The sequence below is a fragment of the Hydrogenophaga sp. ANAO-22 genome (genome assembly GCF_042466645.1).
Classification (GTDB): Bacteria; Pseudomonadota; Gammaproteobacteria; order Burkholderiales; family Burkholderiaceae_C; genus Hydrogenophaga.
Window position 1 is genome coordinate 3,715,357 of sequence record NZ_CP159956.1, and the last position, 17,261, is coordinate 3,732,617.

At 67.6% G+C, this 17,261-nt stretch carries 14 protein-coding genes; 11 read left to right on the plus strand and 3 right to left on the minus strand.

All coding sequences use genetic code 11. The features are described 5' to 3' along the window. Positions 1 to 20 precede the first annotated feature (20 nt). From argB to ABSY19_RS17895, 8 genes are all read left to right on the plus strand, one after another. Positions 21 to 920: an acetylglutamate kinase gene (gene argB / locus ABSY19_RS17860; RefSeq protein ID WP_382154155.1), complete on the plus strand. Its 900-nt coding sequence runs from the start codon at positions 21 to 23 to the stop codon at positions 918 to 920. A 115-nt stretch (positions 921 to 1,035) separates the two neighbouring features. Then, positions 1,036 to 1,737: a nucleoid occlusion factor SlmA gene (slmA, locus tag ABSY19_RS17865; RefSeq protein WP_382154158.1), complete on the plus strand. Its 702-nt coding sequence runs from the start codon at positions 1,036 to 1,038 to the stop codon at positions 1,735 to 1,737. Between the two features lie 155 nt (positions 1,738 to 1,892). Then, the gene (locus ABSY19_RS17870; protein ID WP_382154161.1) at positions 1,893 to 2,600 is read left to right on the plus strand and encodes a TetR/AcrR family transcriptional regulator; all 708 of its coding nucleotides are present in this window, start codon (positions 1,893 to 1,895) and stop codon (positions 2,598 to 2,600) included. Between the two features lie 40 nt (positions 2,601 to 2,640). Next, a complete protein-coding gene (locus ABSY19_RS17875; protein ID WP_382154164.1) occupies positions 2,641 to 4,437 on the plus strand; it encodes an acyl-CoA dehydrogenase C-terminal domain-containing protein in 1,797 nt (598 codons plus the stop codon). A gap of 38 nt (positions 4,438 to 4,475) precedes the next feature. Then, positions 4,476 to 4,913 (plus strand): DUF2147 domain-containing protein, encoded by a 438-nt coding sequence (locus tag ABSY19_RS17880; RefSeq protein WP_382154167.1) that lies wholly within the window; start codon positions 4,476 to 4,478, stop codon positions 4,911 to 4,913. Between the two features lie 34 nt (positions 4,914 to 4,947). Further along, complete coding sequence (locus tag ABSY19_RS17885; protein WP_382154170.1) at positions 4,948 to 7,347, plus strand: 3-hydroxyacyl-CoA dehydrogenase NAD-binding domain-containing protein; 2,400 nt, start codon at positions 4,948 to 4,950, stop codon at positions 7,345 to 7,347. A 10-nt stretch (positions 7,348 to 7,357) separates the two neighbouring features. Continuing rightward, positions 7,358 to 8,563: an acetyl-CoA C-acyltransferase gene (locus ABSY19_RS17890; RefSeq protein ID WP_382154172.1), complete on the plus strand. Its 1,206-nt coding sequence runs from the start codon at positions 7,358 to 7,360 to the stop codon at positions 8,561 to 8,563. 168 nt (positions 8,564 to 8,731) lie between these two features. Continuing rightward, entirely contained in the window at positions 8,732 to 9,553 is an 822-nt protein-coding gene (locus ABSY19_RS17895) for an acyl-CoA thioesterase (protein WP_382154175.1), read from the plus strand. 110 nt (positions 9,554 to 9,663) lie between these two features. Here ABSY19_RS17895 and ABSY19_RS17900 read toward each other — a convergent pair whose 3' ends face one another. Then, on the minus strand, positions 9,664 to 11,937 hold the full coding sequence (locus ABSY19_RS17900) for a patatin-like phospholipase family protein (RefSeq protein WP_382154177.1): 2,274 nt from the start codon (positions 11,935 to 11,937) through the stop codon (positions 9,664 to 9,666). A gap of 189 nt (positions 11,938 to 12,126) precedes the next feature. On the opposite strand from ABSY19_RS17900, the gene ABSY19_RS17905 reads away from it, so the two are divergent. Beyond that, entirely contained in the window at positions 12,127 to 12,891 is a 765-nt protein-coding gene (locus tag ABSY19_RS17905; protein ID WP_382154180.1) for an enoyl-CoA hydratase, read from the plus strand. Positions 12,892 to 12,952: 61 nt separating this feature from the next. Here ABSY19_RS17905 and ABSY19_RS17910 read toward each other — a convergent pair whose 3' ends face one another. Continuing rightward, positions 12,953 to 14,704, minus strand: a complete 1,752-nt coding sequence (locus ABSY19_RS17910; RefSeq protein WP_382154182.1) for a tannase/feruloyl esterase family alpha/beta hydrolase — start codon at positions 14,702 to 14,704, stop codon at positions 12,953 to 12,955. Positions 14,705 to 14,867: 163 nt separating this feature from the next. Here ABSY19_RS17910 and ABSY19_RS17915 point away from each other — a divergent pair, with 163 nt between their 5' ends. Then, a complete protein-coding gene (locus ABSY19_RS17915) occupies positions 14,868 to 15,470 on the plus strand; it encodes a MarR family winged helix-turn-helix transcriptional regulator (protein ID WP_382154185.1) in 603 nt (200 codons plus the stop codon). Positions 15,471 to 15,492: 22 nt separating this feature from the next. On the opposite strand, the gene ABSY19_RS17920 is transcribed toward ABSY19_RS17915, so the two are convergent. Further along, positions 15,493 to 15,867: a VOC family protein gene (locus tag ABSY19_RS17920; protein WP_382154187.1), complete on the minus strand. Its 375-nt coding sequence runs from the start codon at positions 15,865 to 15,867 to the stop codon at positions 15,493 to 15,495. 100 nt (positions 15,868 to 15,967) lie between these two features. On the opposite strand from ABSY19_RS17920, the gene ABSY19_RS17925 reads away from it, so the two are divergent. Beyond that, positions 15,968 to 17,254: a putative DNA modification/repair radical SAM protein gene (locus tag ABSY19_RS17925; RefSeq protein ID WP_382163853.1), complete on the plus strand. Its 1,287-nt coding sequence runs from the start codon at positions 15,968 to 15,970 to the stop codon at positions 17,252 to 17,254. The last annotated feature ends 7 nt before the right edge of the window (positions 17,255 to 17,261 follow it).

Sequence of the window (17,261 nt, forward strand, 5' to 3'; positions counted from 1 at the left end):
CCGTTTCCCAGGAATCCCGCATGACCGAGCCCACCGACATCACCTCCATTGCGCCACGCGACAAGGCCGAGATCCTGGCGCAGGCGCTGCCGTACATCCGCAAGTACCACGGCAAGACCATGGTCATCAAGTACGGCGGCAACGCCATGACCGACCCGGCCCTGCAGCAGGATTTCGCCGAGGACGTGGTGCTGCTCAAGCTGGTCGGCATCAACCCGGTGGTGGTGCACGGCGGCGGCCCGCAGATCGAGACGCTGCTCAAGCGCCTGGGCAAGCAGGGCCAGTTCATCCAGGGCATGCGCGTGACCGACCCCGAGACCATGGAAGTGGTGGAGTGGGTGCTGGCCGGTGAGGTGCAGCAGGACATCGTGGGCCTGATCAACCAGGCCGGGGGCAAGGCCGTGGGCCTGACCGGGCGCGACGGCGCCATGATCCGCGCGCAGAAGCTGCGCATGACCGACCAGAAGGACCCGAACCTGGAGCACGACGTCGGCCAGGTGGGCGACATCGTCAGCATCGACCCGGCCGTGGTCAAGGCCCTGCAGGACGACCAGTTCATCCCTGTCGTCAGCCCGATCGGCTTCGGCGAGCAGAACGAGAGCTACAACATCAACGCCGACGTGGTGGCCGCCAAGCTGGCCACCGTGCTGCAGGCCGAGAAGCTGCTGATGCTCACCAACATCCGCGGCGTGCTCGACAAGGACATGCAGCTGCTCACCGAACTCACGCCGCGCCAGATCGACGACCTGGTGGTCGACGGCACCATCTCCGGCGGCATGATCCCCAAGATCGCCGGCGCGCTGGATGCGGCCAAGAGCGGGGTGAACGCGGTGCACATCATCGACGGCCGCGTGCCGCACGCCTTGCTGCTGGAGGTGCTCGGCAACGAGCCCTTCGGCACCATGATCCGCTCCCACTGAGTGACGTGACCGCTTCATGGAGGCGGTCACTCACTGTCTTTGGAGGGCCCAATGGCGCTGAGAAAAAGTCAAGGGGCTGTGCGAGAATGTTTGAAACCACACGGATCGCTCGCCCATGACATCCAACGCCCCTGAGTCCCCCTCCCCGGAAGACAAAGCCGCTGCCGCGCGTGAAGCCGCCGAGGCCATCGACGCAGCGGCCCATGCCGATGGGGGCGGTGGGCGCAAGCGGCCCAAACCCGGCGAGCGCCGGGTGCAGATCCTCGAAGCCCTGGCGACCATGCTGCAGCAGCCCGGCGCCGAGCGCATCACCACCGCCGCCCTGGCCGCCAAGCTGGAGGTGAGCGAGGCCGCGCTGTACCGCCATTTCGCCAGCAAGGCCCAGATGTTCGAAGGCCTGATCGAGTTCATCGAGCAGTCGGTGTTCGGCCTCATCAACCAGCTGGGCGAACGCGAAGCCGACGCCAACGTGCGCTCGCGCAAGCTCGTCACCCTGCTGCTGCAGTTCGGCGAAAAGAACCCCGGCATGACGCGCGTGATGGTCGGTGACGCCCTGGTGTTCGAGAACGAGCGCCTGCAGCAGCGCATGAACCTGTTCTTCGACAAGATCGAAGCCGCGCTGCGCCAGAACCTGCGCGAAACCTCGCTGGTGGCCGGTGCCGCCACGCCCACGGTCGATGCCCAGGCCGATGCCTCGGCCATCACGGCGTTCTGCGTCGGGCGCCTGCAACGGTTCGCGCGCAGCGGCTTCAAGCGCTCGCCCAGCGAAAGCCTGGAGCACAGCCTCGCGCTGTTGCTGCCCATCGTTCGCCACTGAAACACGGCATTTAGGGCGCAGCCCCTAAACAAAGGTCACACAAAACGCCGGTGGTTTGCACCGGAGCCCGGTTTTGCGGTAAAAATAGAACGACCGTTCGTATTTATTCGGGCGGTCGTTTTTTTCGAGCCCTCATCCAACCAGGACCGACCCCCATGAGCGTCACACCCACTGCCCGCCGCGCGCGCGCCGACGCCCCGGCCCACAAGCCCTTGCAGAAGGGCCAGCAGACCAAGGCCGCCATCGTCGATGCCGCGCTCGGCCTGGCCACGCAGATCGGCCTGGAAGGTCTGTCCATCGGCGCGCTGGCCGAGGTCATGCAGATGAGCAAGTCCGGCGTGTTCGCCCATTTCGGCTCGCGCGAGGAACTGCAGATCTCGGTGGTGCGCGAGTACCACACGCGTTTCGAGGACGAGGTGTTCTACCCTGCCATGGTCGCGCCGCGCGGGCTGCCGCGCCTGCGCAAGCTGTTCGACAACTGGATGAAGCGCACCTCGGTCGAGATCGATTCGGGCTGCATCTACATCAGCGGCGCGGTCGAGTTCGACGACCGGCCCGGCCCGGTGCGCGACGCGCTGGCCAGCTCGGTCAACACCTGGCTCTCGGCCATGCGCCGCGCGGTCGAGATCGCGATCGAGGAAGGCCACCTGGCGGCCGACACCGACGCGTCACAGATGGCGTTTGAAATCCACGCACAGATCCTCGCTCTGCACTACGAAGCCCGCTTCCTGCGCAGCCCCGATTCGGTGCGCCGCGCGCTGCAGGCGTTCGAGGGCATCGTGGAACGCTACAGCCACGCCCCCGGCGACGCCCCCGCGCGCGCCCGCAAATCCCCGGTGCCTGCGCGCAAGCCGCAGGACTGATCCCTTTCGCCTTTTCACAAACCCAGCACAGGAGTTCCTCATGCCCGTTTACAACCCGCCCCTGCGAGACATGCAGTTTGTGATGCACGAAGTGCTCAAGGTCACCGACGACTTCAAGACCATGCCGCAGCATGCCGAGGTCGACGCCGACACCATCAACGCCGTGCTCGAAGAAGCCGGCAAGTTCGCCACGCAGGTGATCTTCCCGCTCAACATCAGCGGCGACACCGAAGGCTGCACGCTGGACAAGGCCACGCACGAGGTCAAGACGCCTACCGGCTTCAAGGACGCCTACAAGACCTACGTCGAAGGTGGCTGGGCCGCGCTGTCGTGCGACCCCACGTTCGGCGGCCAGGGGCTGCCGCTGGTGGTGAACCAGTGCTTCTACGAGATGATGAACTCGGCCAACCAGGCCTGGACCATGTACCCCGGCCTCACGCACGGCGCCTACGCTGCCCTGCACACCTACGGCACCGACGATCAGAAGAAGACCTACCTGCCCAAGATGACCAGCGGCGAGTGGACCGGCACCATGTGCCTGACCGAGCCGCACTGCGGCACCGACCTGGGCCTGATGCGCACCAAGGCCGAACCCCAGGCCGACGGCACCTACAAGCTCACCGGCAACAAGATCTTCATCAGCGCCGGTGAACACGACATGGCCGACAACATCATCCACCTGGTGCTGGCCCGGCTGCCCGACGCGCCCCCCGGCATCAAGGGCGTGAGCCTGTTCATCGTGCCCAAGTTCAACGTGAAGGTCGACGGAACGCTCGGCGAGCGCAACGGCATCTACTGCGGCGGCCTGGAGCACAAGATGGGCATCCACGGCAACGCCACCGCGCAGATCGTGATCGACGGCGCCATCGGCACCCTGGTGGGCCAGCCCAACAAGGGCATGCAGGCCATGTTCGTGATGATGAACGCGGCCCGCCTGGGCGTGGGCAACCAGTCGCTGGGCCTGACCGAGGTGGCCTACCAGAACGCGCTGGCCTACGCCAAGGACCGCATCCAGATGCGCTCGTTGACCGGCCCCAAGGCCAAGGACAAGCCGGCCGATCCCATCATCGTGCACCCCGACGTGCGCCGCATGCTGCTCACCGCCAAGGCCTACGCCGAAGGCGGCCGGGCGCTGGCCATGTTCTGCTCGGTGCTGCTGGAGAAGGCGCACAACCACCCCGACGAGAAGGTGCGCAAGGACAGCGACGAGATGCTCTCGCTGCTCACCCCCATCACCAAGGCCTTCCTGACCGACAACGGCTACAACGCCGCCACGCAGTGTCAGCAGGTGTTCGGCGGCCACGGCTACATCAAGGAATGGGGCATGGAGCAGTACGTGCGCGATGCCCGCATCAACATGATCTACGAAGGCACCAACACCATCCAGAGCCTGGACCTGCTGGGCCGCAAGGTGCTGGGCAACAACGGCGCCACGCTCAAGAAGTTCGGCAAGCTGGTCGGCGCGCTGGTGATGGAAGAGGGCGTCAACGAGAAGATGGCCGAGTTCATCAACCCGCTGGCCGTGCTGGGTGAGCAGATCACCAAGTTCACCACCGAGATCGGCTTCAAGGGCCTGCAGAACGCCGACGAAGTGGGCGCCGCCGCCGTGGACTACCTGCGCGTGGCCGGCCACCTGGTGTTCGGTTACTTCTGGGCGCGCATGGCGCAGGTCGCGCTGCGCGAGATCGCGGCCGGCAACACCGACCCGTTCTACACCGCCAAGCTGCAGACCGCGCGTTTCTACTTCGCCAAGCTGTTCCCCGAGACCGCGACGCTGATGCGCACCGCGCGCGCCGGCAGCAAGGTGCTGATGGACACCGACGCGGCGCTGGCGTAAACACGCGGTTTCTTTCCCACCACCACCAGGAGACTTTCATGATCAAGACCACGTTGGCAGTTTCGCTTCTTGTGCTCACCGGCCACGCGTTCGCGCAGATGTCGCCCGTGGGTCTGTGGAAGACGATCGACGACGACTCGAAGAAAGAGAAGTCCCTGGTGCGCATCAAGGAAAACAACGGCGTCTACAGCGGCACCATCGAAAAGCTGCTGGACCCCAGCAGCAAGCAGGACGCGGTGTGCGACAAGTGCACCGACGAGCGCAAGGACAAGCCCGTGCTGGGCATGACCATCCTGCGCAACCTCAAGCAGAGCGCCGACGACAAGACCGTCTACGACGGCGGCGACATCGTCGACCCGAACAACGGCAAGGTCTACCGCACGCGCCTCAAGCCCGTCGAAGACGGCAAGAAGCTGGAAATGCGCGGCTACATCGGCCCGTTCTACCGCACCCAGGTGTGGATCCGTGTCGAGTGAAGCCCGCGCGTCCGACCCCTTTCATGGAAAACCAATGAACCGATTTCAAGTGAAGAAAGTCGCCGTGCTCGGCGCAGGCGTGATGGGCGCGCAGATCGCGGCGCACCTGGTCAACGTCAAGGTGCCGGTGGTGCTGTTCGACCTGCCCGCGAAGGAAGGGCCGAAGAACGGCATCGTCACCCGCGCGGTGGAAGGCCTGAAGAAGCTCAAGCCCTCGCCGCTGGGCGTGGCGGCCGACGCCGACCTCATCGGCCAGGCCAACTACGAAGAGCACATGGAGCAGCTGCGCGACTGCGACCTCATCATCGAGGCCATCGCCGAGCGCATGGACTGGAAGCTCGACCTCTACACCAAGATCGCGCCCTTCATCGCCGAGCACGCCATCGTCGCGTCCAACACCTCGGGCCTGTCGATCACCAAGCTCAGCGAAGCCCTGCCCGAGGCGATCAAGCCGCGCTTCTGCGGCATCCATTTCTTCAACCCGCCGCGCTACATGACGCTGGTGGAGCTGATCGCCACGCCCACCACCGAGCCGCAGATCCTCAACGACCTGGAGACCTTCGTCACCAGCGGCCTGGGCAAGGGCGTGGTGCGCGCCAAGGACACGCCCAACTTCGTGGCCAACCGCATCGGCATCGCCGGCATGCTGGCCACCATGAAGGAGGTGGAGAACTTCGGCCTGACCTACGACGTGGTCGACGACCTCACCGGCAAGCGCCTGGGCCGCGCCAGCAGCGGCACCTTCCGCACCGCCGACGTGGTGGGCCTGGACACCATGGCCCACGTGGTCAAGACCCTGCAGGACAACCTGAGCCTGGAGACCGACCCGTTCTACGGCAGCTTCGGCACACCGCCGGTGCTCAAGGCGCTGATCGAGGCCGGCAACCTGGGCCAGAAGGCCAAGGTCGGCTTCTACAAGAAGGTCGGTCGCGACATCCTGCGCTTCGACCTGGAGAGCGGCGAGTACGTGCCCGGCGGCGAGAAAGCCGATGAGGTCTACGGCCGCATGCTCAAGCGCCCGGCCGCCGAGCGCCTGAAACTGCTGCGAAACAGCGAAGGCCCGCAAGGCCGCTTCCTCTGGGCCATCCTGCGCAACAGCTTCCACTACGCCGCCGTGCACCTGGCGACCATCGCCGAGACCGCGCGCGACGTGGACCAGGCCATGCGCTGGGGCTTCGGCATGAAACAAGGCCCGTTCGAGCTCTGGCAGGAAGCCGGCTGGCTCGAGGTGGCGAAGATGGTCCAGGAAGACATCGACGCCGGCAAGGCGCTGAGCAAGGCGCCGCTGCCCGACTGGGTGTTCAAGGGCCCGGTGGCCGAGGCTGGCGGCGTGCACACCGCGCAGGGTTCGTGGAACCCCACCAAAGGCACGTTCGAGGCGCGCCTGCAACTGCCGGTCTACCAGCGCCAGCACTTCCCCGAGCTGCTGCTCGGGGAAGCCGGTCCGAAGTTCGAGACCGCCGGCAGCACGTTGGAAGAGAACGATTCGATCCGCCTCTGGACGCTGGACGAACAGGTGCTCATCGCCAGCATCAAGACGAAGATGCACGCCATCAGCCCCGAGGTGTGCGAAGGCCTGATGGCCGCCGTGGACCTGGCCGAGAAGGAGTACCAGGGCCTGGTGATCTGGTCGGGTGACGAGCCCTTCAGCGCCGGTGCCGACCTGCAGGCCATGCTGCCGGCCTTCATGGCCGTGGGCGTGAGCGCCATCGAAGACGCCGAAGGCTTCATGCAGCAGACCATGCTGCGCCTGCGCTACGCCAACGTGCCGGTGGTTTCCGCCGTGCGTGGCCTGGCGCTGGGCGGCGGCTGCGAGATGGCCGTGTACAGCGCGCGCCGCGTGGTGCACATGGAAAGCTACATCGGCCTGGTGGAAGTCGGCGTGGGCCTGGTGCCCGGGGCCGGCGGCCTGACCTACATCGCGCGCCGCGCGGCCGAGAACGCCGAGACCTCCACGGGCAAGGACCTGCTGCCTTTCCTCACCGAGGGCTTCACCGCCGCGGCCATGGCCAAGGTGGGCACCAGCGCGCTGGAATCGCGCCAGCTCGGTTACGTGCTGCACTCCGACGTGATCGTGCCGCACAAGGACGAGCTGCTGTACGTGGCCATCAACGAGGCCAAGGGCCTGTTCAACGGCGGCTACCGCGCGCCGCACAAGCGCCTGTTCCCGGTGGCCGGCCGCGACGGCAAGGCCACCATTCTGGGCAGCCTGGTCAACATGCGCGACGGCGGCTTCATCAGCCAGCACGACTTCCACATCGCCTCGCTGATCGCCAACGTGGTGACGGGCGGCGACGTCGAACCCGGCACGCTGGTGAACGAGGACTACCTGATGACGCTGGAGCGCCAGGCCTTCTGCTCGCTGATCGTGCACCCCAAGACGCAGGAGCGCATCCTGGGCATGCTGAACACCGGCAAGCCGGTGCGGAACTGAGGACACCCCCATGAAACAGATTCAAGACGCCTACATCGTCGCCGCCACCCGCACCCCCATCGGCCGCTCGCACAAGGGTTCCTTCAAGCACCTGCGCCCGGACGACATGCTCGCCCTCGCGCTGCGCTCGGCGCTGGCGCAGGCCCCGGGCCTGGACCCCAAGGCCATCGAAGACGTGATCTGCGGCTGCGCCATTCCCGAGGCGCAGCAGGGCCTGAACGTGGCGCGCATCGGCGCCATCCTGGCCGGCCTGCCCAACAGCGTGGGCGGAATCACCGTCAACCGCTTCTGCGCCTCGGGCCTCTCGGCCGTGCAGATGGCGGCCGACCGCATCCGCGTGGGCGAGGCCGACGTGATGATCGCCGCCGGCACCGAGAGCATGAGCATGGTGCCCATGATGGGCAACTCGCCCAGCCTCTCGCCCACCATCTTCCGCAACACCGACGACGTGGAGAGCTACGGCATCGCCTACGGCATGGGCCTCACGGCCGAGAAGGTGGCGCAGAAGTGGAAGGTCTCGCGCGAGGCGCAGGACGCCTTCGCCCTGCAGTCGCACCAGCGCGCTGTGCTGGCCATGAAGAACGGGGAGTTCAGCGACGAGATCACGCCGGTGGAAGTGACCGAACGCAGCGTCAATCTGGAAAGCGCCGAGGTCAGCACGAGCACGCGCACCGTGAGCCTGGACGAAGGCGCGCGGCCCGACACCTCCATCGAAGGCCTGTCCAAGCTGCGCACGGTGTTCGCCGCGCGCGGCTCGGTCACCGCCGGCAACAGCTCGCAGACCAGCGACGGCGCGGGCGCGCTCATCCTGGCCAGCGAAGCGGCCATCAAGCGCTTCGGCCTCACGCCGCTGGCGCGCTTCGTGAGCTACGCCTCGCGCGGCGTGCCGCCGCACCTGATGGGCATCGGCCCGATCGAGGCGATTCCCGCTGCGCTGAAGTACGCCGGCCTCACGCAGGACCAGATCGACTGGATCGAGCTCAACGAGGCCTTCGCCGCGCAGTCGCTCGCCGTCATCAACACCCTGGGCCTGGACCCGAGCAAGGTCAACCCCATGGGCGGCGCCATCGCGCTGGGCCACCCGCTGGGCGCCACCGGCGCCATCCGCTCGGCCACCGTGGTGCACGCGCTCAAGCGGCACAACAAGAAGTACGGCATGGTCACGATGTGCGTGGGCATGGGCCAGGGCGCCGCCGGCATCTTCGAAAGGGTCTGACGACCCACCCCGAGCCGCGCCTGCGGCGCGTCACCCCCTGAAAGGGGCGATGCCTGCGGCCCGGCAAAGCCGGTTCCGCGGCATCCCTGGATCGGCGTTGCTCTTCGCTCCGGATGGACTGTCGCGAGGTAGACGTTGAATTGTTCGGGCCTCTTGCACACTGATCGCATGACCACACACGCTCTCGACCAGGCCGTCGCGCTGCACCCCACCGGCGCCCACCAATACCGCGGCGCCACCTCGCCCGCCTACGCCAACATGGTGGGGCCGTTCGGTGGCATCACGGCCGCCACGGCCATGCAGTCGGTGATGCAGCACCCCGAGCGCCTGGGCGAGCCGATCTCGCTCACGGTGAACTACGCCGCCGCGCTGGCCGATGGCGAATTCGCCGTCACCGCGCGGCCGGTGCGCACCAACCGCTCGACGCAGCACTGGGTGATGGAGATCACCCAGCCCGATGCGAGCGGCGCGCCCGCCACCGTGCTCACGGCCACCGCCGTCACCGCCGTGCGGCGCGAGACCTGGGGCGTGGACGACGAGCCCATGCCCTCGGTGCCTTCGCCCGACCGCATCGCGCGGGCCTCGATCGCACCGCAGGTGGCCTGGCCTCAGCGCTACGCCATGCATTTCGTCACCGGCATCATCCCCGAGCGCTGGGACGGCCAGGGCGACACCAGTCTGATCCAGATGTGGGTGCGCGACGAACCGCGGCGCGGGCTCGACTTCACCAGCCTGTCCGCGCTGGCCGACGTGTTCTACCCGCGCATCTGGCTGCGCCGCGCCACGCGCGTGCCCACGGGCACGGTGTCCATGACGGTGTACTTCCACGCCGGTTCGGCCGAACACGCCGCCACCGGCAGCGGCTGGCTGCTCGCGCAGGCGCGCGCCCAGGCCTTTCGCAATGGATTCTTCGACCAGACCGCGCAGCTCTGGAACGAGGCCGGTGTGCTGCTGGCGACCACGCACCAGATCGTTTATTACAAGGAATAGCACCCCCGCCGCGCTGCGCGCGACCCCCTCAAGGGGGCGACAGCAGCGGCCCGGCAAAGCCGGTTCCGCGCTGTCTCCGGACGGGTGCTTGGCGCGCGGACGGTGCGTTGCTACGGCCGGCCCAGGAAAAGATACAGGCCGGTGTAGCCGCGCGGCGCGCTCACGATGCTCAGGTAGAGCGGGCCGATGCCGGTGTCCGCGCCCACGAACAGGCTGGAGCCCGCGCGCAGGTCGCCCAATGAGATGTCCCGGCGCGCCGTCCAGGCGTTGCCGGCCTCCAGCGAGCCGCCCACGAACAGCGCGCGCGCCACGCCCACGCTCCAGGGCAGGCGCTGGTAGTAGGTGAGGCGGCCGAACACCAGGTAGTTGCCCGCCACCTGGCCCACGCGGTAACCCGAGAGCTGCTGGAAACCGCCGAGCGAATACTCGTCGATCGCGCCCAGCGGGATCTGGCTGGTCTTCGCCAGGCGTGCGCCAAAGTTGAAGGTGTGCGGGCCCCAGCTCTTCACGGCCGTGGCCGTGCCTTCGAAGCTGGTGAAGCTGCCACTGGGCGCGCCGTCGAAGCTGCGCCGGCCGAACACCACCTCGCCCTGCGCGCGGTAGCCGTGCGAGGGGAAGTTCGCGTAGTCCAGCTGGTCGGCGATCACCGCGCCGCGCACGCCGACCTCGCGCCACTTCAGCGAGGTGGTGGCGCCGGCCGGGATGGCGGCGGCCAGCAGCTCCGGCGTCACCTTGCGCTGCGCCGCGACCAGGCCCACGCGCATGTCGCCCACGTTGCCGAGCAGGCCCATGGGCCAGCCGATGTCGGCGCCCACGCGCAGGCTCTGCCGCTGCACCAGCGCCAGGGCCTCGCCCTCGGTGCCGAACAGCTCCACCTTGCGCAGGTTCGCGTCCACGTAGGCCGCCGCGAAGCGGTCGCTGCGCAGGGTCAGCGGCTGGTAGATCTCGGAATAGAGGCCCAGCGTCTCGCCCACCTGCACCCGGTTGCGCCACTCGGCGCCGGTGTCGTTGAGCCAGTGCCGGTTGTGGCTGATGCGCAGGTTGAACGCGCCCTGGCCCTGGAAGTCGGTGCGCAGGTCCAGCCCCACGCGCAGGTAGTTCGGGCCCCAGGTGTTTTCGCGCAGGTGCACCTTGAGGTCCTCGGCGCCGTCCTCGCGCCGCGTCAGGGTGTAGTCCACGGCCTCGAAGTCGCCCATGGCCGCGAGCCGCTGCAGGTCGTTCTCCAGCTTGGGCACGTCCAGCCGCTGGCCTTCCGAGGTGTCCAGCGCGGTGGCCAGGCGCTCGGCGCGGATCTCGTTCACGCCTTCGAAGGTCACCGAGGCCACGGTGCCGATGCGCCCCGTGTTGGCTTTCTCCTGCGCCTCGCGCGCGGCCACCCAGCGCTCGTAGCGCGGCGCGTCCGCGGAGAACCGCGCCAGGGCGTCGCCCACCGTCTTGGCGTAGTCGTTGCCGATCTTCACCAGCTCGGGCGCCCGGCCGAAATCGGACGAGGTGAGCTGGCCCAGCGGCGGCGTCAGCAGCAGGTCGTTCGGCGTCAGCGTGGCGATGCTGGCCTGCACGTTCTGCTCGGTCAGGATGTTCACCATCTGCGTGGTGATGCCCACCACGCTGCCCAGCGTCTCGCGCCCGGCCAGCGGCGTGCCGATGTTGACCGCGATCACCACGTCCGCGCCCATGCGCCGCGCCACGGCCACCGGCAGGTTGTCCACCAGCCCGCCGTCGCCCAGGATGCGCCCGTCCACCGCCAGCGGCGAGAACACGCCCGGCACCGACATGCTCGCGCGCAGCGCGGCCGCCAGGTCGCCGCGGTCCAGCACCACGGCCTTGCCGGTCTCCATGTCGGTGGCCACCGCGCGAAACGGCGTGGGCAGGCCGTCGAAGCTGGCCAGGTGGCGCGTGGACAGCGTGTAGCGCCGCAGCAGCATTTCCAGCGAGCGGGTGGATACCGCGCCCGTGGGCAGCACGAAGGCGCCGTCGCGAAAACCCAGCATCAGCACCGGCGAGAGTTCGAAGTCCTCTTCCTTGCGGCGTTGCGACAGCAGCTGGCGCGGTTCGCGGCGGTCGAACAGGTCGCCCCAGTTCACCGCCAGGATCTCGCGCTCGAGCTCGTCCGCCGTCATGCCGCTGGCGTACAGCCCGCCCACGATCGCGCCCATGGAAGTGCCCACGATCAGGTCCACCGGCACGCGCGCCGCTTCCAGCGCCTTGAGCACGCCCACGTGCGCGAAGCCGCGCGCCCCGCCGCCCGAGAGCACCAGGCCCACGCGCGGGCGCTCGGCCTTCGGCGCGGGTGCCTGCTGCGCCAGCGCGGGTGCGCCGGCCAGCAGCAGGGCGAGCGCGCCGGCGAGGCCGTGGACGAAAAGGGCGGTGAGTCGGGCTGGCATGGAACGGCACCTGTGGACAACGGCGGCGCCATGGCGCCCGGAAGCGGCAAGTGTAGGCGGCGGCCGTGTCCCGGGCGTGGCCGGAAACACCCTGTCACGCACCGGTCAGCCCCTGGGCGGCCCGCCTCAAAAAAGCACGCCCGTTCGTGGTAATTTGCGGGTCCTTTCTTCGCACACTGAGAGACACCCATGAGCGACATCCTCGTCCACACCGAAGCCGGCGTCAGCACCCTCACGTTCAACCGCCCCGACAAGAAGAACTCCATCACCGCGGCCATGTACGGCCAGCTGGCCGACGCGCTGCAGGCCGCGCAGGACGATGCCGCCGTGCGCTGCGTCGTGCTCCAGGGCAACGAGACCATCTTCTCCGCCGGCAACGACATCGCCGACTTCCTCAACAACCCGCCGGCCGGCACGGATTCGCCGGTGTTCCGCTTCCTGCGCGGCATCGCGCAGTTTCCCAAGCCGCTGGTGGCGGCGGTGTGCGGCCCGGCCGTGGGCGTGGGCACCACGATGCTGTTCCATTGCGACCTGGTCTACGCCGGCGACAACGCCGCCTTCTCCATGCCCTTCGTCAACCTCGGCCTGTGCCCCGAGGCCGCGTCCAGCCTGCTGGTGCCACAGATGCTGGGCTACCACCGTGCGGCCGAGGCGCTGCTGCTGGGCGAGCCCTTCATGGCCGAGGCCGCGCTGGAAGTGGGCCTGGTCAACCGCGTGCTGCCCCCGATGGAGGCGGCCGGTTATGCGCAGGCCGTGGCCCGCAAGCTCGCGGCCAAGCCCATCAGCGCGCTGATCGAGACCAAGCGCCTGATGAAGAAGCACCAGACGCCACAGGTGATGGCCGTGATGGCCGAAGAGGGCGCGAGCTTTGGCCGCATGCTGGGCGAGCCGGCCGCGCGCGAGGCGTTTGGCGCGTTCATGGAACGCAGGAAGCCGGACTTCTCGAAGGTGTGAGGCGCCAGCGAAAAAGGCCTCGCTGATCGCGAGGCCTTTTGTCTGTCCGGGACCGCCGTGCTCAGTCCGCGCAGGTGTAGGACGCCGCCAGCGCGGCGTCACCCGAAACGTACTTCGGGTGCTGCGGGTATGAGCACATGGGCAGTGCCTTGGTGCCCGCCGTCACCGTGGGGTTCTTGCTCGGGGCGCGGTTCTGCTCCACCCAGTCCACCACCATCTGCAGGCCGTTGAACGAATTGGGAATCGCGGTCGCCGGGATGGTGGCGCCATCGCCATCGACCGTGTGGTTGGTGCCGGACAGACCGTGGCCGGTTTGTGGCAACACCCACAAGCGCGCGAAAGCGTCCACCACCGGCCGGGTCATCTTGTCGAGCACCGACTGGTAGTAGTCCAGCTGTGCGCCTGTGGAGGCCAGGCTGTCGTTCGAGCCGATGGTGATCAGCACCTTGCCGCCGCGCCGGTAGAACGTTGTCAGGTCCGGGTTCGTCGCATCCAGGTGCCGCGAGATCTGGACCCGGCGTGCATTGAGGGCGCCGCCTTCCACGTAGTCCAGCGGGTTCGCATTCAGGTTCTTCATGAGGAAGCCCGTCACGCCGAGGATGCCCAGGTGGGTGTGGTTGGTGGCACCCGGGTCGGCACCTTCCTGGCCCACATGGCGGGCAGGGATGAGCAAGCCCGAGCCACCTGGATCGGTCGTGGGCGCCCACATGCCGAACGACGTGACGCCATTGGCCAGCGGGGTGGCAAACTCATAAGGTGAATAGATGAAATTCAGCGTCTGGATCTGCCCATCGGTGAAGCAGGCGGTGGCCGTGCTGTCGGTCGGATTGGGGTCGACGTTGCCCGGGCAGCGCTTGCTCAGCCACGGATTGCGGCCGGGCGCGCCCGCCTTGACGTTGAAGATGTCCCGGCAAGCCTGGTAGTTGTTGATGATGCCGTCGGCCAGGCCATCGAGCTTGTCGCACTGGCGAATGAACTCCTGGCGGATCGCCGCCACCTTGACGGGGGGAACCCAGTTTGCCAGGGGCTTCTCCTGGATGCGGATCAGTTCGGGTGCCAGCAGCAAGGTGGAGAAATTGACGATGGGCACGGTGAGGGCCGCGCCGTCATAGTCAGCCGGGTAGCGCTGCATCACCGTCAGGCCCTCCCGGCCACCCTGCGAGCCGCCCTGCCAATACGTAAAGCGAGGCTTTTCGCCGTACATGCGCTCGGTCAATTTGACGCCCACATCGCGCGTCTTCTTCATCTGCATGAAGCCCAGGTTCATCATGGCTTCTTCGTTCAGGGCCCAGGTCGAGTCCAGGAAGCTGTGGCCGGAGTCGCTGCCCCAGGTGGCCGCGCCCAGCGCGAGGATGGCGGCAGACGGCGCGCCCGGCGCAAAGCCGTTCATGCCACCACCGCCCGTGTGCACCGCACGCAGGCTCCAGCTCGCCGGCAGCGAAACGCGGAAGTTGATCACCGGTGCGCTGGGGTCCACGGCATAGATGGCACCCGTGAGCGAACAGTAGGCCTGATTCGATCCCGCCGCGGCCGTCCAGACGGGCGCGTTCAATGTCACCGCCGACACCGGCTCGCCAATGTCCGCGACCGCGACGCTGGTGCCCAGCTTGGCCGCCGTGCAGTCGGCCGCGGTGATGGTCTTGGCATCAGCCGCCGGCAGCAGCGAGCCGGGTGCCGGAATGGCCAGGGAAGGTGTGGTCGGTGTGGACGGGGCCGCAGCTTCCTGGCCGCCACCACCTCCTCCTCCTCCGCAGGCCGCGAGCAAAACCGCAGTGCTGGCCGTCGCGAACGCGGCCATCCTGATTTGAAGCATGACTGTCTCCTACGTTTGTTTGTGGTGTCTTGCGAAGGGTTTGCGCCCATGTCGCGGAACAAGGTTAGTTCAGTTAACTAAATAAAAAGACTGGTGAATACCCTAGGAGCTGAAGCAGGCAGAATCCACCCTCTCCGGTGCATCTCGTGCTGAGGAGAACTTCATGGACAAACAGCGCAGCCTCAACACGCCACCTTCCAAGACCGTCAAGAACAGGGCGCAGTCCCGCGACGGCGCAGAGCCCGCTGCCGCATCGAAGAAGGGGCTGCCGCAGAAGGTGGTGCGTGCCAGGGCCGATGAACCCAAGCTGGCGATGGAGTCAACGCCCGCCGGGCGCCTGCGCGAGGGCGCCTTGCAGCAGCTGCTCGGCTACCAGTTGGCCCAGGCCTCCATCGTCACGATCGGCCTGTTCCAGGATGTGGTCGGGAATTCGCATTCGCTGCGCACGGTGGAGTACACCCTGCTGGCCTTGATCCACGCCAACCCGCTGGTGTCGCCCGCCCAGTTGACCAAGGCGCTCGGGCTGAGCGCCCCCTACATCACCAACGGCCTCGACAAGCTGGCTGGCCGTGGTCTGGTAGTTCGTGAAACAAACGAAAACGACAGACGAGGCTTTCACCTTTCCGTGACCGAGCAAGGCGAGTCGCTGGTGAAGGAACTCACCAGGCGCTTGCTCGACAACGAAAAAGCCAGTTTCAAGACCCTGACACCGGCCGAGCACCTCATGCTCGCGGAGTTGCTGCACAAGCTGGCACGCTCGCGCTGAAGCAAGGCGTGGGCGGCGAGACCTACTTGCCCTCGATGTCCTGCCCGATGCGCCACAACACGCCCGCCGGGTCGTTCAGGATGAAATCGCGGATGCCCCAGGGCCGGTCTTCGGGCGGCTCGGCGCGCACACCGTAGCGCTCGCCCAACCGCTGCGCCTCGACGTGCGCCCACCACGCGTCCACGTCCTCCACCAGCAAATGCATCATGAGGTTCTCGGCGAAGTCCTTCACGTAGAACTTCGTCAGCAGAAAACTGCTCCTGCCGGCATGCAGGTAGGCCATCTGCTCCGAAGCCCAGGCCTCGGTGAAGCCCAGGTCGATGTAGAAGCGCCGGGACTGGTCAAAGTCGATCGCGGGCAGGAAGGCCTTGATCTCGATGGTGGCCAGGTTGGGCATGGGCATCTCCTCGGTGTGATCGGCGCACTGTAGGGCAAGACGGCCGCCAAGTGACAGCCGGCGAGCGCCCGGACGAGATACTGTATAAAATTACAGCATGATGTCCGTCGCCCGCAAGATCCGCATCCTCGCGGATGCCGCGAAGTACGACGCCTCCTGCGCCTCCAGCGGCGGCACGCGCCGGGATTCGAGGGACCAGCAGGGCCTGGGGTCGAACGAGGGCATGGGCATCTGCCACAGCTACGCGCCCGACGGGCGCTGCATCTCGCTGCTCAAGATCCTGCTCACCAACTGGTGCGTGTACGACTGCCTCTACTGCGTCAACCGCGTCTCCAGCGATGTCGAGCGCGCCCGCTTCAGCGTGGAAGAGGTGGTGAACCTCACGCTCGATTTCTACCGCCGCAACGTCATCGAGGGCCTGTTCCTGAGCTCCGGCATCATCCGCTCGCCCGACTACACCATGGAGCAGCTCGCGGAGGTGGCCCGCCAGCTGCGCGAGGTGCACGGCTTTCGCGGCTACATCCACCTCAAGACGATTCCCGATGCCGACGAGGCCCTGCTCGCGCGCGCCGGGCGCTACGCCGACCGCCTCAGCATCAACATCGAGCTGCCCAGCCAGGACTCGCTCGACGCGCTCGCGCCGGGCAAGAGCAGCCGGCAGATCCGCCAGTCGATGGCCGGCATCCGCCTGAAGCTGGACGAAGCGCGCGAGCAGAAGACGCAGGCGCAACAGATCCGCTCCTTGCCCGGCCGGCCCGCCGCCAGCGCGCCACCGCCGCGTTTCGCGCCCGCCGGCCAGAGCACGCAGATGATCGTCGGCGCCGACGCGTCGGACGACCGCAGCATCCTGCAGGTCAGCGCCGGGCTCTACGCGGGCTACCGTCTCAAGCGCGTCTACTACTCGGCCTTCAGCCCGATCCCGCACGCCAGCGCCCGGCTGCCCGGCCAGGCCGCGCCGCTGGTGCGCGAGCACCGCCTGTACCAAGCCGACTGGCTGATGCGTTTCTACGGTTTCGACGCGAGCGAACTCGTGCTGCCCGGCGGCATGCTGGCCATGGACATGGACCCCAAGCTCGCCTGGGCCCTCGCGCACCCGGAGTGGTTTCCGGTGGATGTGAACCGCGCGCCGCGCGAGACCCTGCTGCGCGTGCCCGGGCTGGGCGCGCACTCGGTGCAGCGCCTGCTCGACGCGCGGCGCGTGCGCCAGGTGCGGCGCGCCGATATGGAGCGCCTGGGCACGGCGGGCCGCAAGGCGCTGGACTTCGTGCACCTGCCGGACCACCGGCCCGGTGCGGTGCCCTTGTCTTCCACCGCGCGGCCCAGGCCGGTCAGACAGGCCGACGTGCGCCAGCAGCCCGATCTGTTCGACGCGCCCGCCGTTGCCTGAGACGCCC